The organism is Brevibacterium sediminis (genome assembly GCF_013623905.1).
In the GTDB taxonomy this organism is placed as follows: domain Bacteria; phylum Actinomycetota; class Actinomycetes; order Actinomycetales; family Brevibacteriaceae; genus Brevibacterium; species Brevibacterium sediminis.
The window spans coordinates 33,099-57,400 of the sequence record NZ_JABKDD010000004.1 but is presented as its reverse complement, the minus strand read 5'-3'; the positions used below and the strand labels follow the sequence as shown (position 1 = coordinate 57,400).

24 protein-coding genes are annotated in these 24,302 nt (G+C 64.7%); 17 read left to right on the top strand and 7 right to left on the bottom strand.

Annotated features, from left to right (window positions below; translation table 11 throughout):
- Positions 1-38: 38 nt before the first annotated feature.
- Together HK108_RS07895 and HK108_RS07890 are read right to left on the bottom strand one after the other, a co-directional pair.
- Complete coding sequence (locus HK108_RS07895; protein WP_181271087.1) at positions 39-977, bottom strand: PCC domain-containing protein; 939 nt, start codon at positions 975-977, stop codon at positions 39-41.
- A 63-nt stretch (positions 978-1,040) separates the two neighbouring features.
- Positions 1,041-2,510 carry an MFS transporter gene (locus HK108_RS07890; RefSeq protein WP_181271086.1) on the bottom strand — a complete coding sequence of 490 codons (1,470 nt, stop codon included), beginning with the start codon at positions 2,508-2,510 and terminating at the stop codon, positions 1,041-1,043.
- 72 nt (positions 2,511-2,582) lie between these two features.
- Between HK108_RS07890 and soxR the strand changes: the two genes are divergently transcribed.
- Positions 2,583-3,050, top strand: a complete 468-nt coding sequence (gene soxR / locus HK108_RS07885; RefSeq protein WP_181271085.1) for a redox-sensitive transcriptional activator SoxR — start codon at positions 2,583-2,585, stop codon at positions 3,048-3,050.
- A 49-nt stretch (positions 3,051-3,099) separates the two neighbouring features.
- Here soxR and HK108_RS07880 read toward each other — a convergent pair whose 3' ends face one another.
- Positions 3,100-3,999 (bottom strand): LysR family transcriptional regulator, encoded by a 900-nt coding sequence (locus HK108_RS07880; protein WP_139906565.1) that lies wholly within the window; start codon positions 3,997-3,999, stop codon positions 3,100-3,102.
- Between the two features lie 138 nt (positions 4,000-4,137).
- Here HK108_RS07880 and HK108_RS07875 point away from each other — a divergent pair, with 138 nt between their 5' ends.
- Both HK108_RS07875 and HK108_RS07870 read left to right on the top strand, forming a co-directional pair.
- On the top strand, positions 4,138-5,601 hold the full coding sequence (locus HK108_RS07875) for a M20/M25/M40 family metallo-hydrolase (protein WP_181271084.1): 1,464 nt from the start codon (positions 4,138-4,140) through the stop codon (positions 5,599-5,601).
- Positions 5,602-5,677: 76 nt separating this feature from the next.
- Positions 5,678-6,973, top strand: a complete 1,296-nt coding sequence (locus tag HK108_RS07870; protein WP_181271083.1) for an MFS transporter — start codon at positions 5,678-5,680, stop codon at positions 6,971-6,973.
- 79 nt (positions 6,974-7,052) lie between these two features.
- Here HK108_RS07870 and HK108_RS07865 read toward each other — a convergent pair whose 3' ends face one another.
- Positions 7,053-7,754, bottom strand: a complete 702-nt coding sequence (locus tag HK108_RS07865) for a YoaK family protein (RefSeq protein WP_181271082.1) — start codon at positions 7,752-7,754, stop codon at positions 7,053-7,055.
- Between the two features lie 204 nt (positions 7,755-7,958).
- On the opposite strand from HK108_RS07865, the gene HK108_RS07860 reads away from it, so the two are divergent.
- Positions 7,959-9,764: a gamma-glutamyltransferase family protein gene (locus HK108_RS07860; RefSeq protein ID WP_181271081.1), complete on the top strand. Its 1,806-nt coding sequence runs from the start codon at positions 7,959-7,961 to the stop codon at positions 9,762-9,764.
- Between the two features lie 2 nt (positions 9,765-9,766).
- Entirely contained in the window at positions 9,767-10,447 is a 681-nt protein-coding gene (locus HK108_RS07855; protein WP_172172849.1) for a GntR family transcriptional regulator, read from the top strand.
- 62 nt (positions 10,448-10,509) lie between these two features.
- Here the strand turns inward: HK108_RS07855 and HK108_RS07850 are convergent, their stop codons facing one another.
- Together HK108_RS07850 and HK108_RS07845 are read right to left on the bottom strand one after the other, a co-directional pair.
- On the bottom strand, positions 10,510-11,007 hold the full coding sequence (locus HK108_RS07850; protein ID WP_181271080.1) for an SRPBCC family protein: 498 nt from the start codon (positions 11,005-11,007) through the stop codon (positions 10,510-10,512).
- Between the two features lies 1 nt (position 11,008).
- Positions 11,009-11,419: an ArsR/SmtB family transcription factor gene (locus HK108_RS07845; protein WP_181271079.1), complete on the bottom strand. Its 411-nt coding sequence runs from the start codon at positions 11,417-11,419 to the stop codon at positions 11,009-11,011.
- A 328-nt stretch (positions 11,420-11,747) separates the two neighbouring features.
- Here HK108_RS07845 and HK108_RS07840 point away from each other — a divergent pair, with 328 nt between their 5' ends.
- The 3 genes from HK108_RS07840 to HK108_RS07830 all read left to right on the top strand — a co-directional run bounded on the left by HK108_RS07840 (position 11,748) and on the right by HK108_RS07830 (position 15,107).
- The gene (locus HK108_RS07840) at positions 11,748-13,208 is read left to right on the top strand and encodes an APC family permease (RefSeq protein ID WP_139467803.1); all 1,461 of its coding nucleotides are present in this window, start codon (positions 11,748-11,750) and stop codon (positions 13,206-13,208) included.
- Complete coding sequence (locus HK108_RS07835) at positions 13,205-14,122, top strand: universal stress protein (protein WP_181271078.1); 918 nt, start codon at positions 13,205-13,207, stop codon at positions 14,120-14,122. The genes HK108_RS07840 and HK108_RS07835 overlap by 4 nt, the downstream gene beginning before the upstream one ends.
- 133 nt (positions 14,123-14,255) lie before the next feature.
- Complete coding sequence (locus HK108_RS07830; RefSeq protein ID WP_181271077.1) at positions 14,256-15,107, top strand: fumarylacetoacetate hydrolase family protein; 852 nt, start codon at positions 14,256-14,258, stop codon at positions 15,105-15,107.
- Between the two features lie 91 nt (positions 15,108-15,198).
- Here the strand turns inward: HK108_RS07830 and HK108_RS07825 are convergent, their stop codons facing one another.
- A complete protein-coding gene (locus HK108_RS07825; protein WP_181271076.1) occupies positions 15,199-15,645 on the bottom strand; it encodes a hypothetical protein in 447 nt (148 codons plus the stop codon).
- Between the two features lie 280 nt (positions 15,646-15,925).
- Between HK108_RS07825 and HK108_RS07820 the strand changes: the two genes are divergently transcribed.
- From HK108_RS07820 to HK108_RS07780, 9 genes are all read left to right on the top strand, one after another.
- A complete protein-coding gene (locus tag HK108_RS07820; protein WP_181271075.1) occupies positions 15,926-16,273 on the top strand; it encodes a hypothetical protein in 348 nt (115 codons plus the stop codon).
- A 1-nt stretch (position 16,274) separates the two neighbouring features.
- Positions 16,275-17,723, top strand: coding sequence for a sodium:solute symporter family protein (locus tag HK108_RS07815; RefSeq protein ID WP_181271074.1), 1,449 nt, complete (start codon positions 16,275-16,277; stop codon positions 17,721-17,723).
- Positions 17,724-17,859: 136 nt separating this feature from the next.
- On the top strand, positions 17,860-19,167 hold the full coding sequence (locus tag HK108_RS07810; RefSeq protein ID WP_181271073.1) for a CaiB/BaiF CoA transferase family protein: 1,308 nt from the start codon (positions 17,860-17,862) through the stop codon (positions 19,165-19,167).
- Positions 19,142-19,636: an acetyltransferase gene (locus HK108_RS07805; RefSeq protein ID WP_139467814.1), complete on the top strand. Its 495-nt coding sequence runs from the start codon at positions 19,142-19,144 to the stop codon at positions 19,634-19,636. Before HK108_RS07810 ends, HK108_RS07805 begins: the two co-directional genes overlap by 26 nt.
- A 38-nt stretch (positions 19,637-19,674) precedes the next feature.
- Entirely contained in the window at positions 19,675-20,235 is a 561-nt protein-coding gene (locus HK108_RS07800) for a dihydrofolate reductase family protein (RefSeq protein ID WP_181271072.1), read from the top strand.
- A 156-nt stretch (positions 20,236-20,391) separates the two neighbouring features.
- Entirely contained in the window at positions 20,392-21,339 is a 948-nt protein-coding gene (locus HK108_RS07795) for a hydroxymethylglutaryl-CoA lyase (protein WP_181271071.1), read from the top strand.
- 13 nt (positions 21,340-21,352) lie between these two features.
- Entirely contained in the window at positions 21,353-22,567 is a 1,215-nt protein-coding gene (locus tag HK108_RS07790; protein ID WP_181271070.1) for a CaiB/BaiF CoA transferase family protein, read from the top strand.
- 69 nt (positions 22,568-22,636) lie between these two features.
- A complete protein-coding gene (locus HK108_RS07785; protein WP_181271069.1) occupies positions 22,637-23,701 on the top strand; it encodes a tripartite tricarboxylate transporter substrate binding protein in 1,065 nt (354 codons plus the stop codon).
- Positions 23,698-24,294 (top strand): tripartite tricarboxylate transporter TctB family protein, encoded by a 597-nt coding sequence (locus tag HK108_RS07780; protein ID WP_181271068.1) that lies wholly within the window; start codon positions 23,698-23,700, stop codon positions 24,292-24,294. The genes HK108_RS07785 and HK108_RS07780 overlap by 4 nt, the downstream gene beginning before the upstream one ends.
- The last annotated feature ends 8 nt before the right edge of the window (positions 24,295-24,302 follow it).

Genomic DNA, 24,302 nt, shown 5'->3' with positions numbered 1-24,302 from the left:
TGTCTCTGCGGACCTGTCTGGCTGGGCGACGTGTCCGGTCAGGCTGTGCGGCGGACGAAGAGTTCGAAGGTCACGGCCACGGGGTTGGCTTGAGGCTTGAGGGTGCCGGAGCTGACCTCTCCGGCGACGTCGACGACTTCGCCGGAGAGGGTGATCAGTGGAGTTGAGTTTCGCGCTCCGATCACGGCGCCGCTCAGATGGGTGAACTCGACGGCCGGCCACGGGGCGGTGCCATCGGTGAACACGGCTCCGGTCGTACTGCCGAGACTCGCGACCACCTCGGCGGAGTCGAAGCCAGCGGTGCGGCAGACGGCGAGGACCGCCTCGTCGAGGATCTCACCGGGACGTACGCGGGTGACGACGGCATCGGGGGAGCCCGAAGACTCGGGCGGTTCTGACTTCCTCACTGCCCGGTCGGTGGGCGTCGGGGCGAAAGCTGAGAACCCGGTCTCGGGGTCGACCTCACTGATCAGCTTCGCATCGTGAAGGGTGAAGAGTCGGATCGTCAGTCCTGCCGGCCCCGCCAGAGTGCCCGACAACAGGTGTCCGCCTTTGGTTTGGCCGTCCGCACCGGTCCATGAGGCGTGGACGTGGCAGAACGGTGTGCCCTCACGGAAGCCGATCGTCGCAGATGCGTGGCGAAGCTTCGTGGGGCTGTCGACGGCGAATGCCTCGGTGAACGACATCGGGTGCTCGGCGTCGGGGCCGTAGGCCGGATGGACATAGTCGATATGGCCGAACTGTCCGGAGACGAACTCGGCCATGATGCCGGGAACGACGAAGTCGGTCAGGGATGTTTCGAGTGCGCTGAACAGGTCCGCGCCCTCCTGCAGTTCGAGGACATGCTCGGTGCAGCGGGACCGGACGGAGACGATGCGGGGGTTCTGCCGTGGACCCGCGTGGACCACCGCTGTTCCGGGTGCCTTCAGCGGGAAAGTCGGCTGTTGCAGTGCTGTCGTCTCGGCTCCATTGCTCATGTCTCGATTATGGTCAGGCGCCAGGGCCGGTGTCGCCGAAGATCCAAGTGGTGGAACATGAGCTCAGACATCTGACGGAACGGCGGCGGCCGCCTCGGTGCCGCGCATGATCATCACGGTACCGATGATGCCGATGCCGCCGAGGACGGCGATGCCGGCACCCATCGTCATCGCACCGGTCGCGCCCGGACCGCCGACGGCGACGAACACTCCGACAAGTGCTGAGGCGATCGTGTTGCTGATGAGCTCGGCGGTGCCGAGCCCGGCGGCCGCCTTGGATCCTTCGACGGGGTCATCGCTGCTGCTCATCGCCGCGACGTTGAGGTGCGGAAAGGCGAGGCCGATTCCGGAGCCGGCGAGCACCAGACTTACGGCCCAGACCCAAGCGATCCACTCCGCGTCGACGAATTGAGTCGCGGCGTAGATGACCAGCCCCGCGGTCACAAGGATGGGGCCGAGGGTCATGAGCCTCCGGCCGATGCGAGAATCATCGATACTCGCGCTGAACAGCTGGACGAAGCTCCAGCCGACCGAGATGCTAACGCCGAACACAGCCGCCAACAGTGGCGGCATGCCGACGAGATCTTGACCGAACTTCGGCAGAAAGATCTCCACCATCGCCGCGGAGCTGAGGATCCCGATGACGAGATAGATCCACTTGAGCGGATTGCCGCGCTGGTAGGTGATGTGCGGGAGGACTGGAGAAGCGGAAGTCCGATCGACGGCGATGAAGGTGATGATGAGTGCCGCTCCTGCAACAAGAGCGATCGTCGTGGGCAAGCCCGTGTGAACCACCGCGGCAATGCTGAAGGCAGCGGAGGCAAGGACGAGCAGCGACAGCGAGGGGATCGGAAGGCGGCCGAAGTCCCGTTGACCGGAAGCCTCGCGGGGAAGGCTGCGCAGCGCCATAAGGCCGAGCACAACCGATATCAGCGTCAGCAGACCGAAGGCCCCGCGCCAGTACCCGACCTGGGCGAATGCTCCGCCGACGGCTGGGCCGATAAGTGTGCCGAGCCCCCACATCGCCGAGACCAGTCCTGTCGCGCGAGTCCAAAGGCGCTTCGGCAGGGCATCGCGGATCACCGAGTAGCTGAGCCCGGCGAGCAGACCTCCGCCGAGTCCCTGAACGACCCGCGCGATCACCAGCAGCTCCATGGTAGGAGCGAGCGCGGCGCCGAGCGAGCCGACAGCGAAGAGGCCGAACGCGAGCAGGTACGACCACGCAGCGCCCATCGAACCGAGCACTCTGGCGACGAGCATTGAGGCGAGCACAGAGGCGACGAGGAATGCCGTGGTCACCCATGCGAAGTACTGCTGCCCGCCGATGTCGGCGATCGTCGACGGCAGAAGGGCTGCCGTGACGAAGGTGTTCATCGCGAACACGGCGATGCCGCCGGCGAGGACGAGGGAAGCGCTTGCATGCTCGGCACTGAAGAGTTCCCGCCAGCCGCCCGTCAACTGTGCTGCGGCGGCATCTGCGGTTGCGCCTTCGGAGGGATGTTCTGGAATCGCGCTCTCGTGTTCGTCTCTCATATCGACTACGCTAAAATCTCAACTTAAGTTGAGGTCAATGGGTCAGTGTCGAGCGAGGGAAAGAGGGTCTCCATGAGCGACAAAAAGCCGTCGCCGACCGACATCCTGTCCGTGGGCGATGTGGCCGCACGGACGGGAGTCGCCGTCTCTGCGTTGCATTTCTACGAACGGCAGGGCCTGATCGCCTCGGTCCGTACTGCCGGAGGCCAGCGCCGATACGCCCGTCATGTTCTCCGCCGGGTTTCGGTGATCCAAGTGGCGAAGAGGATGGGCATTCCCCTGGCGGAGGTGGCCGAGGTTTTCGAGGACCTCCCTGCGGACCGGATGCCGGGAAAGACTGACTGGCGACGAATCAGCGAGCGCTGGAGGGGCAAGTTGGAAGCCCGTCGCAAGGAGATCGAGCGGATGGAGAGCGAACTCGTCGAATGCATCGGCTGCGGCTGCGTCTCACTGCGCAGCTGCCGAGTGCTCAACCCCGATGACGCGCTCGGCTCGAGCGGTTCGGGCCCACGCCTGCTTCCGGAATTCCCCTCCGAGTGAGGGGATGAACGGTTCTAAGAGAAGAAGAATGTGAAGAACCCGGAACATCTCACAAACTGTTCTGCAGAGCCTCCACCACGAGGTCGAGACCGTGGGATTCGCGGCGCGGATCGGCTTCGAGGACCTGAATGTAGCGCGATTCGATATCCGGATCGACGATCGGAATCGCTTTGCAGCCAACTGCATTGAGGTTCGTCGGAATGGTTCGACCGGCCATCATCGCGATCATCGACGTTCCCACGAGAGAGCGCAGCATGAGAACTGGACATGTGGCCTCAAGTGACGGGGAGAAGACCTGCCCCTGGGCCCGGACTGCCTGCTCGATGCGCATCCGAGCAGTGTTCCCGGCGGGAAGTGTTCCGACAGGAAAGTCCGTCATATCGCTGATGAAAAGACTGGACCGGTCAGCCAGCGGATGGTGTCCGTCGAGAATCGCAAAGTTCGTCGCTTCCACTTCGGCGACTTTGCGGACCCCCGGTAAGGTTCCGAACTCGTGGCTGGAGACCGAGAAATTCACGCACAGGTCGGCCCGACGGTTCCGCAGTACCTGCAGAGCTTCGACCGAACCGCGGTCGATGATGCTGACCTGAACTCTGTCAGTCATCCGCATCAGTCGGTTGATGGCATCGGCCACCACGGTCTGCCCCAACCCGGTGCTCGTCACGATCGAGACTGTTTCGACCGCGCCCGAGTACTCCCCGAACGAGTCGGCGAGCAGTTCCGACTCGGCGATGGTTCGGCGGGCAAAATCCGCGACGGCCAGGCACTGTGCTGTGGGATTGACTCCGGCACTCGTCCGTTCGAAGAGCTGTGTGCCGTAATGCTCTTCCAGGCTCCTGATCTGACGGCTCGCTGTCGAGTGCGAGATGAAGATCGACCTCGCGGCGAGATGGATCGACCCGTATTCGACGACGGCTAGCAGGGTCTTGAGACTGCGGAGATCGGTCATCGTGGTCGTCCTTCGGCCGGGTGCGACTCCAGAGTACGTCGGTGGTGCAGCAAACGCACCACCTCGGTGCGGGAAACGCACCTGGGTGTGGACGGATCCGGGTGTTGTCGAGCCGTCTGCTGGGCGATGCTGACAGTCATGAACGCAGAGAACACTGTCCGCAAGGGTGCGGAAGATTCCCCCGAAACCCGAACTGACCTTGCCCGGTGTGCGGGCGAATTCGTCCGCAGCGCAGACTTCATCGATCGACTCTCCCGCAGAGTCGCCCGGCGCACCGAAAGCCAAGCGCCCGGAGGCGGGCCGGCAGCGCTGGCCTACCTCAGCGAAGAGCTGGTTCCAGAACTCGACGAACTCGATTTCGTTTCGACCATCCACGACAATCCGGAATCGGACGAACACCCGCTTCTCATCACCAAGCGCGTCGAGGACCCGAAGCTGCCCACGGTGCTGCTCTACGGCCATGCCGATGTGCAGTTCGCCCACGATTCGCAGTGGGCCGAGGGCCTCGACCCCTGGGTGCTCACTCGTGACGGTGACCGCCTGTATGGCCGCGGCACTGCCGACAACAAAGGCCAGCACAGCGTGAACACGGTGGCATTGAAGACCGTGCTCGACGGCCTCCGTGCAGAGCACGGAACCGGCGAAGCCAGGCTCGGCTACAACATCACGATCCTCATCGAGACCGCTGAAGAGGCGGGGTCCAAGGGCTTGCGCTCGTTTGCGGCCGCACATGCCGATGACCTCTCGGCCGAGCTCTTCCTCGCCTCCGACGGTCCACGGATCGCCGCCGAGGTCCCCACGCTGTTCCTCGGCTCCCGTGGGGCACTGAATTTCCGGCTCATCGCCCACGAGCGCGACGGCGACCACCACTCGGGCAACTGGGGCGGTCGGCTGCGGAACCCGGCCACGGTCATCGCCGCCGCGATCAACGCCCTGGTGGATGCCAACGGCGTCATTCGGATCCCTGCACTGCGCCCTGACGATCCTCCCGCCTCGGTGCTCGATGCAGTGGCGAAGCTGCCTGACATCGCCGAGGAAGGTGCACCGGAGACCGATCCGGACTGGGGTGAGCCCGGCCTGAGCCCTGCTGAACGGGTCTTCGCGTTCAATGTGCTCGAGGTCCTCGCCCTCGATGCGGGCGACCCGACTCAGGTCGTCAACGCGATTCCCGGCGCCGCCTCGGCGAGCATGCAGCTGCGATACGTCGTGGGCACGGATGTCAGCGATTTCGAGAACCGGGTCCGGATCTTCCTCGAAGAACAAGGGATCCATGGGGTCGCGGTCGAGCTCGAACACTGCATGCCGGCCACACGTCTGGACCCGGAAGCACGAGTCGTCACGGCAGCGGTGGACTCGATCCGCGAAACGACCGGACTCGACGTCGCCGTCGAGCCGAACCTCGGGGGAACCATTCCGAATGATGTCTTCGCCGAAGTGCTCGGACTGCCGACCGTCTGGGTGCCGCATTCCTACCCGGGATGCAACCAGCACGCACCGAATGAGCATGCGCTGGTATCGATCCTCGAGCAGGGTGCGGAGATCATGACGGGAATGTTCTGGGACATGCGCATGCGTCCGGGCGATTGGTTCTCCTCGAAATGATCCCGCCAGCTGTCGGAGACCCCATGTCGCAAAAAACCAAGCCGTCCCACCACACTGCAGGCAAAGGAGCCCAGTCATGACAGAACAGCTGTCAGCGCAGACTACCGCTGAGAACAAACCGGTGAAATCGTGGAAGGTCATCACCGCGGCCTCGATCGGAAACGCCCTCGAGTGGTACGACATCTCGGTCTATGCGTACTTCTCCGTCTACATCTCCGTGGCGTTCTTCCCCTCCGAGAGTCATGCGGTCTCAGTGATGCTGGCCTTGGGCACTTTCGCTCTGTCCTTCTTCATCCGCCCGGTCGGAGCAATCGTGCTCGGCAGCTTTGCTGACCGGAAGGGACGCAAACCGGCACTGACGCTGACGATCTGGCTGATGTTCGCAGGCACACTGATGATCGTGCTCATGCCACCGGCTCATGTCATCGGACTGGCTGCGCCGCTGCTCATACTGCTTGCGCGACTCATTCAGGGGTTTGCCGCCGGAGGCGAATTCGGTTCGGCAACCTCGCTCATGGTCGAACACCTGCCCGATCGCCGAGGGTTCGCTGCAAGCTGGCAGTTCACCTCGCAGGCGATGTCGACAATTCTCGCCTCCGTCATCGGTGTGGCCGTAACGACGACGCTGACGCAGGAACAACTCGAGACCTGGGGCTTCCGTCTGCCATTCATCGTCGGACTCCTCGTCGGCCCGGTCGGACTCTACATACGTCGGCATGTCCCCGAATCTCCCGAGTTTGCCGCTGCCCAAGCTGAGAAGCCCAAGGAAGCAGCAGCAATCGGAGGGGTGCTGCGACATCACAAACTCGCGGTGCTGTTGGCGATCGGTGCGATCGCTGTCTCGACCTGCCTCAACTACTTCATCACGTATGTGCCGACTTACGCTGTCGACAACCTCGGTATGAACAGCTCCGCAGGATTCTGGGCGACCCTCGTGTCCGGACTCGTGCTGTTCCTCTGCACACCGGTCGCCGGCTACTTCTGCGACAAGGTCGGTCGGTTGACCTTCATGATTCCGGCGGCGCTCGCGGTCATGGTGCTCACTTGGGTCCTCTTCACCTGGGTAGTCGCGGCCAATGCGCTGACGGTGCTCATCGTCGTGGTCGTCATCTTCTCGATCCTGAAAGCCGCCTATTACGGGCCGCTGGCCAGCGTCATGGGCGATATCTTCCCGACTGAGGTGCGAGGGACCGGGTTGTCACTGGGCTACAACGTCGGCGTTGCCATCTTCGGAGGACTGACCCCGCTGGTGGCGGCCTGGCTCATCGGCGTCACCGGTGACGCAAAAGCCCCGGCTTACTGGGTGCTGCTCGCCGGAGCGCTGAGCGTGGCGGCGATCCTCGTGGTGTGGAAGAAGCTCGGCGTGCGCTGACGCCCAGGGTATGGGTGCCGCCGTGAGATCGGGGCCGTGGCCGATTGCGACCACGGCCCCGACTGGGCGGATACGGAACTCAGGCGTTCGATGGAACGGCGGCGGCCGCCTCGGCGCGGGTTCGTCTCTTCTTTTCCCCGAGGTGGCCGATCACGGCTGCGGCGGCGATCATAACGGCGACGAGGGCGATGCCGATCCACTGGTTGAGCATGAGCGTGGCGGCACCGGCCAGCGCGCCGATGAGGATGAGAACGACGGCGAGGGCTCGGCGGATCCAGCGGATGTTGTCGCCGCCGGCCAGGCTCGAATCGGCGGCGAGACCGACGATCGTCGAGGTCACGACCACGGTGGTGACGTCGGCGATCTTCATCTTCCGTGCGGCCGCGGCCTGCGCACCCATGAGCGCGGACAGGGCTGAGGTGAAGATCGTGCCGGCCAGCCCGATCTCGGGATCGGGGACGACCGCGACGTAGACGGACAGTGCGGCACAGCCGACGGCGACGCCGGAGAAGATCACGGTCGTCCGATGGTGCCAGTTCTCCCCGATGTCGCCGAGGATACGCCCGGACAGTGCCGCACCGACCATGAAGAACACGAGGGCGAGGGCGGGGCGGAGGACGGGAACGCCGTCGGCGCCGGCGAGGCCCATGCCGAGGATGACGACGTTGCCGGTCATATTGCCGGTGAAGACCTTGTCGAAGCCGAGGTAGCCGATGGCGTCTACCATGCCGGTCGAAAAGGTCAGCAGCAGGAGCATGGCCAGGTCGAGGCGACGAGTCATGGTGTCCTTTCCGGGCGAGTGGAGCCGGCGGCAGTGCCGGAATGTCGCCATGAGGGGCAATTTGTATACAAAACTGTAATCAGGTGACGGTTGGCATGCAATCGAGGGGCAACCGGAATTGTCCGGGTATCGTCGTTATCGACAGCTGACCACGGCTTGCACGCCGAACCACGATCAGCTGACCACTGCCGAAGGACTTCGCTCATGACCTTTACACCGCCCCCAGCATTCACCACGCGCCCCACCCTCGAGGGGCACTTAGGGATGGCGGCATCGACGCACTGGTTGGCCACTGCAACATCGCAGGCGGTGCTCGAACGCGGCGGGAACGCCTTCGACGCCACCGTCGCCGGAGCCTTCGTCCTCCACGTCGTCGAGCCCCACCTCAACGGACCCGGAGGTGACATGACCGGGATCTTCGCCACCGCCGCCGAGCCTTCCCGGCCACAGGTGATGATGGGTCAAGGGCCGGCTCCGGCCGCGGCGACGATCGAGCATTTCCGCGGCGAGGGCCTCGATATGGTTCCCGGCTCCGGGGCTCTCGCCGCCGCCGTTCCCGGAGCCGTCGACTCGTGGCTCAACCTGCTCGAACACCACGGGACGTGGGAGCTCGCCGACGTCCTCGACTTCGCCATCGACTACGCCGACAACGGGCATCCGATCCTCGCCCGAACAGCCGGGACGATCGCGAAGGTCAGCGAACTCTTCACTGAGCACTGGCCGACCTCGGTCGCACAGTGGATGCCCGAAGGCCGAGTTCCCGATGCCGGCGAGCTGGTGTTCAACCACGCCTACGCCGATGTGCTGCGCAGACTCATCGCCGCCGGTGACGGCACTGCGACACGGGAGGAGCGGATTCGAGCGGCCCGTCAGGAGTGGAAGTCCGGATTCGTCGCGCGGGCGATCGCCGACTTCATCACCACCGCGCACAGACACTCGACCGGAGGCGACCACGCCGGAGTCATGACTCTGAAGGACATTTCCGTATTCGACGCTGGGTTCGAAGATCCCGTCACCATCGACTTCCGCGGATATCAGGTCGCGAAGATCGGTGCCTGGGGTCAAGGTCCGGTGCTGCTGCAGACTCTGAAGATCCTCGAGGGCTTCGACGACCACCGCCTCGACCCGTCGACCGAGATCGGAGCGCACACGATCCTCGAAGCGCTGAAGCTGGCCATGGCCGACCGCGACACCTACTACGGCGATGCCGACGTCGACCTCGACTGGCTGCTCAGCGACTCCTATGCGGCCTCCCGCCGAGAACTCATCACCGAGAAGGCATCGGCGGAATTCCGGCCCGGCCTCGGCCGGGACGGTGCGGCGCCCGTCTTCACCACCCCCCTCATTCCCGAAGGTGATGACAAAGAAGCGCTGATCAAAGCCGGCATCGGGGAGCCGACCGTACAGAAGAACGGCGTGAACAACGGCGACACCTGTCACCTCGACGTCGTCGATCGGTGGGGCAATATGATCTCGGCGACCCCGTCCGGAGGGTGGCTGCAATCCTCGCCGACCGTCCCCGGACTCGGATTCTGCCTCGGCACCCGGCTGCAGATGATGTGGCTCGACGAGGCGGCCCCCTCGGCACTGCGCCCGGGCAAGCGTCCGCGCACGACATTGACCCCGACCTTGATCTCCCGAGACGGGCAGCCGGTCATCGCTCTCGGCTCACCCGGCGGTGACCAGCAGGAACAGTGGCAGCTGCTGCTGATCCTGCGCATGCTAGTCGGCGGCTACCGTGCGCAGGAGGCCATCGACGCACCGGCACTGCACACGACGTCGTTGGCGGGATCGTTCTGGCCGCGCACCTGGGTTCCGGGTGGGGCGGTCGTCGAGGACCGCCTCGGCGAGGATGTCATCAACGGGCTCATCAACCGCGGTCATGACGTGACCAGGGCGGGGGAGTGGGAGCTCGGTCGGCTGTCGTGCGTGACCCGGGATCCGGCGACGGGGCGGCTGAGCGCAGGAGCGAATCCGCGTGGAGCGCAGGGTTATGCGGCGGGGAGATGACCATGGCTGATTCGCACGATGCGCCACTGGATGTCGCCGCGCAGATCCGCACCGACATCATCAAGGGCAAGCTCGAGCCCGGGACCAAGCTGCGTGAGGTCGCCCTGGCCGAACGCTACGAAGTGTCGCGGATTCCGATTCGGGAAGCGCTGCGAACTCTTGAGGCCGATGGGCTCGTCGAGTCCCGGAAGTTCAGCGGTTCGGTTGTCGCGCCCTCCCCGGCCGAGGATGCCGAGGATCTGTTCGAGATCCGCATCGTGCTCGAATCGGCGACCGCGAAGCGCGCCGCCCGCCGGGCCGCCGAGCTCAGTGCCGGTGGCGAGCATGATGCGAAGTGGTCGGAGATCCGCGCAGAGATCAACGAGATCCTCGAGGCCGGCGACGCCGTCATCGCTGATGAGCGCTTTGAAGACCTCGCGGTGCTGAATATGCGATTCCATTTCGCGGTCGCCGAGCTCAGCGGGAGCCTGTCGTTCATCAGCCTGCTGCGTCAGATCTCCGGCAAGATCGAGTGGCTGTACTCGCTCAACCTCATGCGTCGAGGCCCGCAGGCGTGGCCGGAGCATCGCGAGATCATCGCTGCCATCGATGCCGGACAGGTCGAGCAAGCCGCCGAGACAATGGCCCGACACGTGCGCCGCAGCCGCGATTCCTACTTCGCCACCATGTCCGAACGCCCCTAACTACTACCTGACGGCGGCTGAGCAACCTAGCGCCAGGTTGCTGAGCCGCCGTCACGTAGTAATTAGGCCTCGACGAGGAGGCGGTCGAGTTTGTTGTAGCCCTCGACGATGCCGTGCTCCATGCCGGAGGCGACCATGCCGTCGCGGGATTCGAGCGAGTCGAAGATCGAGGTCGACATCAGCCGTGTCCGCCCGTCGCCGAGGTCCGTGAGTGTGAGGATCTCGAGGTTGACCGCGTCCGGGAATCCCTCAAAGGTGAAGGTCTGGACGATGCGCTCGTTCTCCCGCACCTCGTGGAACGAGCCGAAGAACGCGTACTCGCCGCGATCGTCGGTCGAAACATAGCTCCAGTTCCCGCCGGTCGTCGCATTCCATTCCCGGATCGTGCTCGTGATCGAGTCCGGTCCGCACCACTTGACGAACAGTTCGGGGTCGACGTGGGCCCGGAACACCTTGTCCGGTGAGGCGGCGAAATCGCGGGTGATCGAGACGGTCTGCACCCCCTCGGGGACGTCGAGCTTGAGAGTCGAATAGTCGGCTGCGGTGTCTGTGGTGGTCATGTCATGCTCCTTTGCGTGATTTTCTGTGGGATGATGTGTCCTCGGATCCCTCCGCCGAGGCGGCGCTGAAGTCCGCGTCGTTCGCTTCCTCGTCCGCGTTCATCGCTTCGAGGACCGCGTCGAGGCGTTGGTAACGTTCCTCTGCCTGCTGCTTGTATCTTTCGATCCATTTCGTCATCAGATCGAACACATTGTCTTCGAGGTGGACCGGTCTGCGCTGGGCGTCACGGGTGCGGGAGACCAGTCCGGAGTCCTCGAGCACCTTGAGATGTTTCGATACGGCCTGCAGGCTGACGTCATAGGGTTCGGCGAGTTCGTTCACCGTCGAGTCCGCGACGCTGAGTCTGGCCACCATGTCCCGCCTCGTCGGGTCGGCCAGAGCGGCGAAGACCTTGGACAGCTGATCGGCCACTTGAGCCTCCTGTGAATCTGAATCGAAACAATCATTCAACCAATGGGTTGATAAAAGGGTATGTCTGCCAGTTCTCGTAAGTCAACCATTTAGTTGAATAAAGTATTCGTTGGAGCGTATCTCGTGCTCCACCTGCAGTGACGTGCGCAGGGTCGGGGCCGCCTCGGCGAGAGGCGACGGATTTCGCACCGATGAATTCCGGTAGAAACCGAATCGGACCGCGCAGTCTGTCGTATGGTCTCAGTAGCGGCGAGCAGCGAGCGCACCTGACCGGTGCGCGACGGGCTCCGCCGACAGGCAAGTAAGACGATGAAGTCTGGAGATGAACATGCCCACACTGCGACAGCAGCTGTTCCGGATCAAACCGGTTCCGCGGCAGAAGGAAGACGTCGAGACCGATCTCAAACGCACGATCGGGCTGTTCTCGCTGACGATGGTCGGCGTCGGCTCAACCATCGGCACCGGCATCTTCTTCATCCTCTCCGAGTCCGTTCCGGTGGCGGGACCCGCCGTGATCTGGTCATTCGTCATCGCCGGCGCCGTCGCCGGCCTCGCGGTCATCTGCTACGCCGAGCTCGCCGGATCCGTCCCCGTCTCCGGTTCCTCCTACTCCTATGCGTACGCGACCCTCGGCGAACTGCCGGCGATGGGGGTGGCCGCGTGTCTCCTCCTCGAATACGGCGTCGCCGGTGCGGCCGTCGCGGTCGGCTGGTCGCAGTACGTCAACCAGCTGCTGTTCAATCTCTTCGGATTCCAGATCCCGCACGCCCTGGCCTACGCGCCGGAAGAAGGCGGCATCGTCAACCTGCCTGCCATCCTGCTGCTGGCGATGTGCTGCTTCCTCCTGGTGCGCGGCACCGGCGAATCCATCGTCGTCAATGCGATCATGGTCTGCCTCAAGATCGGCGTGCTCATCTTCTTCATCTGCGTCGGCGTCACCGGCTGGGACTCGAATAACTTCGCCGACTTCGCTCCGTTCGGCATCTCCGGAGTCGTCGCCGGCTCGGGTCTGATCTTCTTCAGCTACGTCGGCATGGACGCTGTCGCCACGGCCGGCGATGAGACGAAGAACCCGAAGAAGACGATGCCCCGAGCTCTCATCGCTGCCCTCATCATCGTCACCTCCGTCTACGTCCTCGTCGCCGTCGCCGCCCTGTCCGCCCAGCCGTGGGAGAAATTCGACGGACAGACCGCAGGCCTGTCGGCGATCCTCGAGAACATCGTCGGCTCGCAGTGGCCCGGCACGGTCGTGGCCGCCGGCGCGGTGATCTCGATCTTCTCCGTCACCCTGGTCTCCATCTACGGCCAGTCCCGCATCCTCTTCACAATGGCCGGCGACGGAATGATGCCCAAGCTCTTCCGCGAGGTCAATCCCCGCACACTCACCCCGGTCAAAGGCACGATCGTCGTCTCCGCCGTCATCGCGGTCCTCGCCGGCTTCATCCCGTTGAACTTCCTCGCCGAGATGACCTCGATCGGCACCCTCGTCGCCTTCGTCGTCGTCTCCCTGGCCGTGATCATCCTGCGCGTGCGCGAACCGAACCTCGAACGCGGCTTCAAGGTCCCGTTCTATCCCGTCCTGCCGGTGCTCTCGATCATCGGCTGCTTCTGGATCATCTCGAGCCTGCAGGTCATCACGATCGTCGTCTTCATCATCTGGACCGCCTTTATCCTGGGCCTGTACTTCATCTTCGGCCGTAAGTCCTCCGTCCTCGGCCAGCAGCTCGCCGAGGCGGGACCCACCAATCCCGAATCCCCCGGACCGGACTCCACAGGAGGAGCCAAATGAGCATCGTCGTCGGTCTTGCCCCAGGTCAGGACAACCGCGCAGCCGTCGAACTGGGCATCGTCCTCGCCCGCACCTATCGGCGCCGGATCGTCGCAACCGCCGTGGACTCTGCTGCGTTCCCGATGGCACCCGTGCACTTCGAGAGTCAGTACGAGAACAGGTTCCGCACCGTCGCCGAGGCGGCCCTCGACGAGGCGCGTGCGCTCATTCCCAGCGATATCGAGTCCGAATGCGTCCTCCATTCCGCGCGGTCGTCGCGGCGCGGTCTGCTCGAGATGTGTGAGAAGACCGATGCCTATCGCCTCGTCGTCGGACCATCGTCGGAAGGAAGGCCGGGCAAGATCGCGCTCGGGTCGGTGTCGAACGGTCTGCTGCACAGCGCCAGGCTGCCGGTGGCCCTGGCCCCGGCCGGATTCGAAGCGCCTGCGGGGGCGCGGCTGGAGCGGATCACTGCCGCGTATTCGGGGTCGTCCACCTCGGCGGATCTCATTCTTGGTGCTGCGATGGTTTCGGCGGAGTCGGACGTGCCGTTCCGCATCGCCTCGTTCGCCCCGCGTTCGCGTGTGGTCGCCTCGGCGAACGTGCCCTTCGACATGGAGTCACGCGTCATCGACGAATGGACGAAGACCGTCCAGCGCGACACGGACAAGATCCTGTGCTCGATCGAGCAGCTGCACATCAAGCCAGGTGAGACGGACGTCGTCGTGGGAACCGGCGCCGATTGGGCCGCGGCGCTCGGCGCTGTCGAGTGGAAGCATCCGGAAGTGATGATGCTCGGATCCTCCGGGCTGGGTGCACTCAAGCGAGTCTCGCTCGGCAGCCACGCGATGCGGATCCTGCAGAACTCTCCGGTGCCGATCGTCGTCGTACCCCGCCGCGCGAAGGCCGATTACATCCGCCAGCAGACCGTGTGACGGTCGAACTCGGTGGGAGTTTCGACGCCTGCGGGTGTCCAATGCTTGAGCAGTTCCAAATTGGCTTGGGGCGTCTCGCTAGCCTGGCGACAGGTCACAACGACGTGGCCGAGAGCTAGTAGAGAGGAACCGCATGGAACTGCTGCGACTGGGACCGATCGGACACGAGATTCCGGCAGTCCGCCACGACGGAGTCTGCTTCGACCTCCGCCCGCTGACCGATGACATCAACCCGGACTTCTTCGCCGCCGACGGCATCGGACGCGTCCGAAGCGCGCTTGAGGCTGGGGAACTCAAGCCGCTCGACGGTGCTGATGAGATGCGCATCGGCGCGCCGCTGACCCGACCTTCTGCCATCGTGTGCGTGGGCATGAACTATGCCGCTCATGCTCGTGAGGCCGGAGCCGAACCTCCCGAGCGACCCGTCATCTTCTTCAAGATGCCCTCGACCATCGCCGGGCCCAATGACCCCATCGAACTGCCGCCGTACGCGACTAAAGCTGATTGGGAGGTCGAACTCGGAGTGGTCATCGGATCACGGACCTTCAGGGCCGCCTCGGCGGAGGAAGGACTCAATCACGTCGCCGGGTACGTGCTCGGCAACGATCTGTCCGAACGCCGACTGCAGATCGAGGAGTCCGGGGGCCAGTGGTCGAAAGGGAAGAATCTGCCCGGGTTCACCCCGATCGGGCCGTGGATCCGCCCCGCCGCCGAGGTGGACCCCGGCAACCTGCGCCTGCGCAGCTGGGTCAACGGCGAAGCCAGGCAGGATTCGTCGACGAGCGACCTCATCTTCTCCGTCGGCGAGATCATCTTCCAGCTCAGCCAGGCGATGGCCTTCGAACCGGGCGACGTCATCCTCACCGGCACACCGCAGGGCGTCGCGCTGTCGGGGCAGTACCCGTACCTGGTCGACGGCGACGTCGTCGAAATCGAGCTCGAGGGCCTCGGCCGACACCGACAGATCGTGACCGTCACGGAGTGAATGCACGAAGCGGCGCACCGATGACTGGTGCGCCGCTTGTGTTTGCGGATCGGCGTCTCAACGATGACGCCGGATCAGGTGATGGCTGAGATCAGCGGTTCTCGTCGAAGCCGCCCTGCTCGCCACCGAAGCCACCCTGGGCCTGATCCCGGCCGCCGAATCCAGCCTGCTCCTGCTGACCCGACTGACCCTGCTGGCCGCGATCATCGCCGCCGGGTCCGTCCTGTTCCTGACCGCTGGGCTGGCCACCCTGCTCACGGTCATCTCCACCGAATCCGCCGGACTGTTCCTGGCCGCCGCTGAAGCCGCCCTGCTCCTGCTGACCGCGGTCGTCGCCCCCGAAGCCGCCCTGTTCCTGGCCGCCCTGGGCCTGCTGATCCTGGCCGCCGAAGCCACCCTGCTCCTGCTGGCCCGACTGGCCCTGCTGGCCACCCTGATCGCCGAAGCCGCTCTGCTGTCCCTCGGGACCGCTCTGCTGCTCATTGCCGAAGTCGTTCTGACCGCTGTCGTTGTTGCCTGCGAAATCGTTCGATTCCATGTCCAACTCCTCATTCGGTGACGAATCATCGCTGTCTGCGACTCGATTGCCAGTCTTCGGTACCCAGAGCCTGGCTGACAATAGAGTTCAAGGAATGTTGCACGAAGTTCACTCAAGCCGCAGCTGATGTTCAGCCAAGGCAGCTTTTCAATGCGACTTTGCTGTCAGCGGCATTTCGTCACCGTCCAGCACCGATTGTGGAGAGAAGATGGACGTGGTCGTGACCATGGTGGTCGGACCGCCGGCCGAGCAGACCGGCCGAACGAGTGCGGGAGGCACAATGAGTACACCCGATTCCGACACACGACGGGTGACGAAAGGTCGCGTCACGGTCTGGGCGGTTCTCTGTCTCATTCCGGTGATCGCCGCCTTCGTCCTCCAATGGCTGCCGATTTTCAACGGCCCACATCTGTTTCTCGGGCTGCCGACCATCTTGTGGTGGACCTGTGTACCCGGCAGCCTCCTCGTCACCGGCATCCTCCTGATCATCGAGAAGACCCGCCCCGATCTCGAACGGCAGGGCCACCTCGACGACCTTGCCCTCGAAGAAGCCGAGAGGCTCGAATCGGCCAAAGTCGGAGACCGACCGGAAGTACAGGCACACCCCGACAACGCTCGGGAGGGCTGAGATGAGCACTATCGAGATCGTCACCCTCGGCGGAATCGTCCTCGTCGCGATCCTCGGTTTCATCGGACGCAAGAAGCCCAATGCCGACCTCTCCGAGTGGACCGTCGGCGGCCGACGCTTCGGCGTGGCCACGACCTGGCTGCTTCAGGCCGGCGAAACCTTCACCACCTTCACCTTCCTCGGTACCGCCGGACTCGTGGTCTCGGGAGGCGCCGCCGCCTTCTACTCGATGCCCTACGTACCCCTCGGCTACCTGGTCCTCTACTTCATCGGCCCGAAGATCTGGCGCATGGCCAAAGCACGCGGGCACCTGACACAGGCCGACTTCCTCGAACACAGCTACTCCTCGCGCACCCTCGGAGTCATCGCAGGCATCTGCGGAGTCATCTTTCTGCTGCCCTACCTGCAGCTGCAGATCACCGGACTCGGCCTCATCGTTCAACTCGTCACCGGTAACCGAACGACGGGCGTGTGGTCAATGGTCATCGCTTTCATCCTCGTCGTCGCCTTCGTCCTGTGGTCGGGTCTGCGAGGCGTGGCCACGACCGCGTACTTCAAAGACGCGCTCATGCTCGTCATGCTCTTCGTCGTGTGCATCTCGATCCCCATCCATTTCACCGGCGGATTCACGAACGTCTTCGACACCGTCGCTGCGACCATGCCCGACCTCCTGAGCGTCCACGGCACAGAGGAATACGGCATCCCCTGGTACATCTCGAACATGGCGATCAGCGCCATCGGCGTGGCCTTCGTGACTCTTCCGCACATGTGGCCGCCGATCCTCGCAGCCCGCAGCTCCGCGGTGCTGCGTCAGAACTACCTGTGGCTGCCGATCTACAACACCTTCATCGTCCTGCCGCTCATCGTCGGCTACGTGGCCGTCGTCATCCTCGGTCGGAACACCGATGCCGACTCGGCTCTGCTCCACCTGTCCGGACAGATGTTCCCCGATTGGGTGATCGGAGTCCTCGCCGTCGCCGGAATCACCACGGCGATGGTGCCCTCGGCCGCGCTGCTCATCGGCATCTCGACCCTGGCTTCACGCAATGTCTTCCGGATCAGATCCGAACGGCATCAGTTCACTGCGACTCAGATCATCGTCGTTGTCGCCACTGCCCTGTCGCTGCTGCTGGCCATCGTCATGCCCGACCTGCTGGCGAACCTCCTGCTGCTGACTTTCTCCGGCCTCGACCAGCTCGCTCCGGCGATCGCCGCGGCTCTCTTCTTCCGCGGTCGTCTCAGTGTTCGCTCGATCATCGCCGGTCTCGCGGCGGGGCTGATCGTCGTCATCTCCTACACGTTCTGGCTGCCGCTGCCGTGGGCGATCAGCGAAGGCATCATCGGCCTCGGCGTCAACATCCTCGTCGTTGCGGTCTGCGAAGCCGTGCGTGCCGGGGTCGGTCGGTCGCAGGCTGAGACTTCGACCGAATCCATCGGTCAACGCGCGTAGGTCACGCTGCGGAACAGCTGAGCACCGCCTCGGGGAGGTGGACCGTCCGACCGCCCGGACGGCGGATATCCGCGCCGATGGCGCCGACACCTGGCACCATGGGAGAACCGAACCACGCACAACTAGGAGCATCGTCATGAGCACGCACCGACTTCCCCTTTCCGGTGTGCGAGTCCTCGAACTCGGCAACTACATCGCCGCACCCACCGCCGGGCGGATGCTCGCGGACTTCGGCGCCGAGGTGATCAAAGTCGAACGCCCCGGCACCGGCGACGAATTGCGCAACTGGCGGCTCAAAGCCGGCGACACCTCGATGCTCTACCGCACGATCAACCGCAACAAGAAGTCCGTCGTGCTCGACCTGCGCAGCGACGAGGGACGCGAGGCCGTGCTCGAACTCGTCCGCCGCAGCGACATCCTGCTCGAGAACTTCCGCCCCGGCACCCTCGAGAAGTGGGGACTCGGCCCCGACGTGCTCGAGGACGCCAACCCCGACCTCGTCTTCGTGCGCATCTCCGCCTTCGGCCAGACCGGACCGATGTCATCCCGCCCCGGATTCGCCGCCGTCGCCGAAGGATACTCGGGCTTCCGCGAACTCGTCGGCGATCCCGACCGCCCACCCGTGCGCGTGGGCATCTCGATCGGCGATTCGATCGCCGGCATGCAGGCGGCCTTCGGCGCCGTGATGATGCTCTTCGACCGACAGCGGCAGAAGATCGCCGGAGCCGCCGAGGCGGTCGTCGGATCCGCGCACGGCTTCGAAGGCAAGGGTCCGCTGTCGGAGCGGACCGTCGACGTCGCGCTCAATGAGGCGATGTTCTCCGTGATGGAATCCCTCGTTCCCGACTACTCCGCTTTCGGCGAGGTCCGCACCCGCACCGGCGGTCGGATGGAGGGCATCGCGCCGTCGAACGGCTACCTCTGCGCCGGCGGGAAATCCGTGGTCATCGCCGGCAACGGGGACGGCATCTTCCCGCGGCTGATGACGGCGATCGACCGTCCCGATCTCGCCGAGGATGCCGACCTGCAGACGAATGCCGGCCGTTGGCAACGGCGCGACGAACTCGATGAGGCGATCGGCGAGTGGTGCGCCGAGCGTTCAGTTGAGGACGTCGTCGGGGCCCTGGAAGAAGTCGGTGTTCCGGCCGGGCCCATCTACACGGCCGAAGACCTCGTCGCCGATGAGCAGCTCGCCGCACGCGGAATGATCCAGAACCTCGACGTGTCCACCGGCGAGGAGGTCCTGGAGGACGTCGCGTTCCCGGGAATCACTCCGGTCATCGGCGGTGAATCGATCGCGATCGACCACCTCGGGCCCGACTTGGGCGAACACACCGACGAGGTGCTGTCGTGGCTGGGCCTCGCCTCGGCCGCACGCGGTGAGGCGGATTTCGGTGCCGACTCGGAGGGGAACGTCGATGGTGCCGCCAAAGACACGGACTGATATGACAGCCCTCAGGCTTCGGCCCGCATCCGGGTGCTCTGACGTCCCTGCCCTTGTGGCGATCTGGCGCAGCGCTGTCGACGCCACGCATGATTTTCTGTCCGACGACGACCGGGACGAGATCGAGAAGCATCTGGCTGCGGACTACTTTCCGGCCGTGAGACTCACCGTCGCTGAATTGGACGGCCGAGCCGTAGGGTTTTGCGGGGTCGTCGACGGAGACCTCGCGATGCTCTTCATCGACGCTGGTGAACGGGGCCGGGGGATCGGCTCCGCGCTGATTGACTATGCGATCGAACACGAGGATGTGACCACGGTCGACGTCAATGAACAGAACACCTCAGCGCTGGAGTTCTACCGGCACCAGGGGTTCGAAATGATCGGACGCAGTGAGACCGATGAAGCCGGGCGGCCCTATCCGATCCTGCACATGAGGTTGGCTGGGGATGCCGACGCCAGCGGGAATTGACTCTTCCAGCAGTGCCCGCCCAGGTCTACTCTTATGCCATGGGCGAGCTGAGGTACTCGATCAACGTCACCGTCGACGGCTGCTGTGATCATCGCGTGGGAGTCATCAGCGATGATTTCCATCGCCATCATGCGAACAATCTCAAGCGTGCCGACGGGCTGATCTTCGGTCGCATCACCTACCAGATGATGGAAGACGCCTGGCGCCGGCCCGAAGGTGACACGACCCCGGAAAAGGACCTCGACCCGTTCATTGCGGCCATCGGCCCGGCCCGCAAATACGTCGTCTCGAGCACCTTGGACAGCGTCGACTGGAACTCCGAACTCATCCGCGGCGACCTCGCCACCGCCGTCCGCGAGCTCAAGGAACAATCCGTGACGGGACTCGCAGTCGGGGGAGTGACGTTGCCGCTCGCGCTCGCCGAACTCGGCCTCATCGACGAATTCGAATTCGTCATCCACCCCTGCATCGCCGGCCACGGACCGTACCTCTTCGCGGGTCTGAGTGACGTCGTCGACCTGGAGCTCGTCGACCGCAGCGAACTCGAAGCAGGCCACGCGATCCAGACATACCGGCCGAAGAACCTAGCGTCCCGATAGACGGGAATGAACACAGGCAATTCTCCCCGACCTCTCATATGCCGAACAAAGTCTGTTACCTGGACTGAGCGCGTTATATAACGAGAGTGGAGTCGCGCATGGTCGCGCGGCGACGAATCGTTTCCCGTTCAGCGGGAGCCTGCGTGAAGGAGTCCCATGGTCCGGCCCACTTCCGTCGATATCCTCGACACCACTCTGCGCGACGGGCTGCAGATCGAAGAAGCCATCGTGCCCACCGAAGTCAAGGTTGCCCTGGCCGAGAAACTCATCGGCTCGGGACTCAAACACATCGAGGTCGGCTCCTTCGTCAATCCGAAGAAGGTCCCGCAGATGGCCGACACCGACGAACTGCTGCGCCGTCTGGCACCACACGAGGCCGACGGGGTCGAGTTCTTCACCCTCGTCTTCAACCTCAAAGGCGCCCAAAGGGCCGTCGACGCCGGGGCGAAGAACATCAAACTCGTGCTCTCGGCCTCCGAAGGACACTCGAAAGCGAATTCCGATGCCTCCATCGCCGAGGCCTCCGACCGCCTCATGGACGCCGCCGTCTTCGCCCGTGACCGGGGACTGCGCTTCGACATCACGACCGCCGTGAGCTTCATCTGCCCCTTCGACGGGATCACCGAGGCTGACCACCTCGTCGAGGTCCTCCGTCCCTTCGTCGACGCCGGAGCCCACGGCGTCGGGGTGGCCGACACCATCGGCAACGCCAACCCATCGCTGGTCCGCCGCAACACCTCGGCGGTTCTCGACGCCTTCCCCGGCAAACCGGTCAACCTCCACCTCCACGACACCTACAACTTCGGCATGGCCAACGTCATCGCCGCCCTCGAGCTGGGGATCGCGAACTTCGACGCGGCCATGGGCGGACTCGGCGGCTGCCCCTTCGCCCCGGGCGCCGCCGGCAACATCGGCACCGACGACCTCGTCCACCTCCTCCACCGCGAGGGCGTGGCCACCGGCGTCGACGTCGAGGCGCTCACCGAGGTGCGCGACCCCCTCATCGCCGCCGTCGGACACGACCTGACTTCGAGCCTGTCGGACATCCCCGCGACCCCCGCGGTCTTCGACGACCGGTTCGCGGCCGCCTCGGCGAAGGTCTGAAATGACTTCCCACATGACCGCCGAACAGACCCAGGCAACGACCCCCGAACCGCTGCCGCTCGAAGGCATCCGCGTCATCGAGTTCTCCCACATGGTCATGGGTCCCAGCTGCGGGATGATCCTCGCCGACCTCGGCGCCGAGGTCATCAAGATCGAACCCCGCGGAGCCGGCGACAAGACCCGCTACCTGCCCGGGTCCGGATCCGGGCTGTTCCCCGCGTTCAACCGCAATAAGCACAGCGTCCAACTCGATATCGCCGAGGCGGCCGACCGTGACCGTGTCCTCGACCTCATCGATTCCGCCGATGTCCTGCTTGAGAACTTCCGCGTCGGGAAGATGGAATCGATCGGCTTCGGATACGAGGAGCTCTCGGCCCGCAACCCCGGACTCATCTACTGCTCACTCAAGGGATTCCTCTCCGGCCCCTACGGGAACCGCGCCGCCCTCGACGAGGTCGTCCAGATGCTCGGGGGATTGGCGTATATGACCGGTCCACCCGGCCAGCCGCTGCGCGCCGGAGCCAGCGTCAACGACATCATGGGCGGAATGTTCGGAGTCATCGGCATCCAGTCCGCACTGCGGGTGCGCGAAACCACGGGCCGCGGAAAACTCATCAACTCCGCACTGTTCGAGAACAACGCCTTCCTCGTCGGCACGCACATGGCTCAATCCCAGATCAGCGGCGAACCACCCCGCCCGATGCCGACCCGGCAAGCAACCTGGGCCGTCTATGACATCTTCCGCGATGCTGATGACAACCAGGTCTTCGTCGCCGCCGTCTCCGACGGGCAGTGGCGCGACCTCTGCGACGAATTCGGACTGACGGGGCTGGCCGCCGACCCGGACATGCTGACCAACCAGGGCCGAGTCGACCAGCGCGACCGTATTCATCGCGAGCTCCAGCAGGCACTGTCACAGCTGAGCCTGGCCGAGATCGAAGACAAGTGCACCCGGCGCGGCCTGCCCGTCGCTCCGGTCAACACCCCGGCCGACCTCACCGACGACCCGCACCTTGTGGCCTCCGGAGCGCTCGCCCACACCGGGCTGCCGACAGGTGCAAGGGTGGATGTGCCGCTGCTGCCGCTGACCTTCGACGGGAACCGGCTCGGGCTGCGCAGCGACGTGCCCGAACCCGGCCGCCACAACAGCCATTACCGGGACGGCCCCGCAGTGCCGACGGGCCCGCCGGTCGACGGACCCCAGCCCGACGAAAACCGCCTGGACTGACAACTCAGCCAGCGGCACCACCAAGCACACCACTGAATATCGAGAACCGAACACACAAGGGGACAGCTCATGCGATCAACGACGATCACACGCACACGGACGGCCGCCTCGGCGAAGGAAGGGTCGACGAGTACCCGCAAGCGCGCGGCGAAGATCGGGGCGGTGCTCGCTTCGGTCGCCCTCGTCGCCGCTGCCTGCGGGAACAAGGCGCAGCCCCCGGGCGAGGGCGGGGACTATCCGAAGGGACCGGTCTCGGTCACCGCCCCAGCCGAACCCGGATCCGGCTGGGACACCACGGCTCGGGCGCTGGTCGAGGCGCTGCAGAAGGAAGACATCGTCTCCTCGCCGCTGCCCGTGCAGAACAAGCCCGGCGGCACCGGCTGCTCGTGGCTGACGTCGATGATGCAGCAGGAGAAGGGCAAAGACGATCAGATCGCCATCACTTCCCTGGCCAGCCAGACGATGAAGGCGCGCAACCTCTGCGAATTCGGTCCCGAGGACACGACGCTCATCGCCACCCTCTACGTCGAGGACTTCATGGTCGTGACGCCGAAGGACGGGGATTTCAATGACCTCGACGCCCTGGTCAAGGCGCTCAAGGACGACCCGCAGAAGGTCACCGTCGCGGCCGCCGGAGACGACACTCTGCCGTTCGCCCTGTTCGCGAAGGAAGCCGGCGTCGACCCGGCCGACATCAACTTCGTCAACTACGACGGCGGTGGCGAGCAGACGACCGCCATGCTCAACGGGGACGCGAAGGTCGCCATCGCCGGCATGAGCGAATTCCGCTCCGTCATCGAAGCCGGCGACATCGAACCCCTCGTCACCTTCGCCCAGGAACCGCTGGCGGCGCCCTTCGACACGGTGCCCACCGCGAAGGACTCCGGCTACGACGTGACCTTGGGCAACTGGCGCGGAGTCTACGGACCCGCCGAGATGCCGCAGGAAGCCGTGGACTTCTGGGCCAAGGCGCTCGAAGACGTGAGCAAGTCCGACGCCTGGCAGGAGACGCTGAAGAACAACCAGTGGGCCACCGAGTTCCACACCGGCGACGACGCCCAGGCCTACGTCGACGACGCGGCGAAGACGGTCGCCGAAGGCGTCAACGAGACCGACCTGGGCAACAGCAAATGACCGCTTTCCGCACCGACCTCATCACCGGCGGCGCCATCGCCGTCATCGGCGCGGTGTACTACATCGCGACGTTCTCCATCCAGGAGACCGCGAACATCGTCACCCCGCGCACCTTCCCCGCCATCGTCGGGATCGGACTCATCGTGCTCGGCCTCTTCCTCGCCGGCCAGGCCGCCGTCCGGCACCGGAAGGACACCCTCGCCGAGGCGGGGACCGGGTCCGGGGGAACTGCACGTACGACTCCGGCGAGGGACGGGGACGGTACGGCCGCCTCGGCGGGGGAATCATCCCTTGAAACCGCCGACCGATCCTCCGGTCAGGAGGGGGTCAGCGGGATCGTCCTCGAAGCCCCGCCGGAGCCGCAGGTGCGCAAGGTCGTATTCCAGTTCGCGCTCTTCTTCGTCTATCTGGCGATCCTCATCCCAGTCGGATTCCTGCTGTCGACGGCGGCGTTCCTGATGGGGCTGACCAGCATCTACGCACCTGAGAAGTGGATTCGCAACCTCATCTTCTCCGTCCTCTTCGCGGTCGTGGTCTACACGGCGTTCGTCTACGGACTCGCTGTGTACCTGCCGGTCGGGATCCTGGGTTAGGGGGCGGG

Excerpts from the sequence above, each read along its gene's own strand:
- HK108_RS07895 (WP_181271087.1), bottom strand. The coding sequence starts at position 977 with ATGAGCAATGGAGCCGAGACGACAGCACTGCAACAGCCGACTTTCCCG.
- HK108_RS07890 (WP_181271086.1), bottom strand. The coding sequence starts at position 2,510 with ATGAGAGACGAACACGAGAGCGCGATTCCAGAACATCCCTCCGAAGGC.
- soxR (WP_181271085.1), top strand. The coding sequence starts at position 2,583 with ATGAGCGACAAAAAGCCGTCGCCGACCGACATCCTGTCCGTGGGCGAT.
- HK108_RS07880 (WP_139906565.1), bottom strand. The coding sequence starts at position 3,999 with ATGACCGATCTCCGCAGTCTCAAGACCCTGCTAGCCGTCGTCGAATAC.
- HK108_RS07875 (WP_181271084.1), top strand. The coding sequence starts at position 4,138 with ATGAACGCAGAGAACACTGTCCGCAAGGGTGCGGAAGATTCCCCCGAA.
- HK108_RS07870 (WP_181271083.1), top strand. The coding sequence starts at position 5,678 with ATGACAGAACAGCTGTCAGCGCAGACTACCGCTGAGAACAAACCGGTG.
- HK108_RS07865 (WP_181271082.1), bottom strand. The coding sequence starts at position 7,754 with ATGACTCGTCGCCTCGACCTGGCCATGCTCCTGCTGCTGACCTTTTCG.
- HK108_RS07860 (WP_181271081.1), top strand. The coding sequence starts at position 7,959 with ATGACCTTTACACCGCCCCCAGCATTCACCACGCGCCCCACCCTCGAG.
- HK108_RS07855 (WP_172172849.1), top strand. The coding sequence starts at position 9,767 with ATGGCTGATTCGCACGATGCGCCACTGGATGTCGCCGCGCAGATCCGC.
- HK108_RS07850 (WP_181271080.1), bottom strand. The coding sequence starts at position 11,007 with ATGACCACCACAGACACCGCAGCCGACTATTCGACTCTCAAGCTCGAC.
- HK108_RS07840 (WP_139467803.1), top strand. The coding sequence starts at position 11,748 with ATGCCCACACTGCGACAGCAGCTGTTCCGGATCAAACCGGTTCCGCGG.
- HK108_RS07835 (WP_181271078.1), top strand. The coding sequence starts at position 13,205 with ATGAGCATCGTCGTCGGTCTTGCCCCAGGTCAGGACAACCGCGCAGCC.
- HK108_RS07830 (WP_181271077.1), top strand. The coding sequence starts at position 14,256 with ATGGAACTGCTGCGACTGGGACCGATCGGACACGAGATTCCGGCAGTC.
- HK108_RS07825 (WP_181271076.1), bottom strand. The coding sequence starts at position 15,645 with ATGGAATCGAACGATTTCGCAGGCAACAACGACAGCGGTCAGAACGAC.
- HK108_RS07820 (WP_181271075.1), top strand. The coding sequence starts at position 15,926 with ATGAGTACACCCGATTCCGACACACGACGGGTGACGAAAGGTCGCGTC.
- HK108_RS07815 (WP_181271074.1), top strand. The coding sequence starts at position 16,275 with ATGAGCACTATCGAGATCGTCACCCTCGGCGGAATCGTCCTCGTCGCG.
- HK108_RS07810 (WP_181271073.1), top strand. The coding sequence starts at position 17,860 with ATGAGCACGCACCGACTTCCCCTTTCCGGTGTGCGAGTCCTCGAACTC.
- HK108_RS07805 (WP_139467814.1), top strand. The coding sequence starts at position 19,142 with ATGGTGCCGCCAAAGACACGGACTGATATGACAGCCCTCAGGCTTCGG.
- HK108_RS07800 (WP_181271072.1), top strand. The coding sequence starts at position 19,675 with ATGGGCGAGCTGAGGTACTCGATCAACGTCACCGTCGACGGCTGCTGT.
- HK108_RS07795 (WP_181271071.1), top strand. The coding sequence starts at position 20,392 with ATGGTCCGGCCCACTTCCGTCGATATCCTCGACACCACTCTGCGCGAC.
- HK108_RS07790 (WP_181271070.1), top strand. The coding sequence starts at position 21,353 with ATGACCGCCGAACAGACCCAGGCAACGACCCCCGAACCGCTGCCGCTC.
- HK108_RS07785 (WP_181271069.1), top strand. The coding sequence starts at position 22,637 with ATGCGATCAACGACGATCACACGCACACGGACGGCCGCCTCGGCGAAG.
- HK108_RS07780 (WP_181271068.1), top strand. The coding sequence starts at position 23,698 with ATGACCGCTTTCCGCACCGACCTCATCACCGGCGGCGCCATCGCCGTC.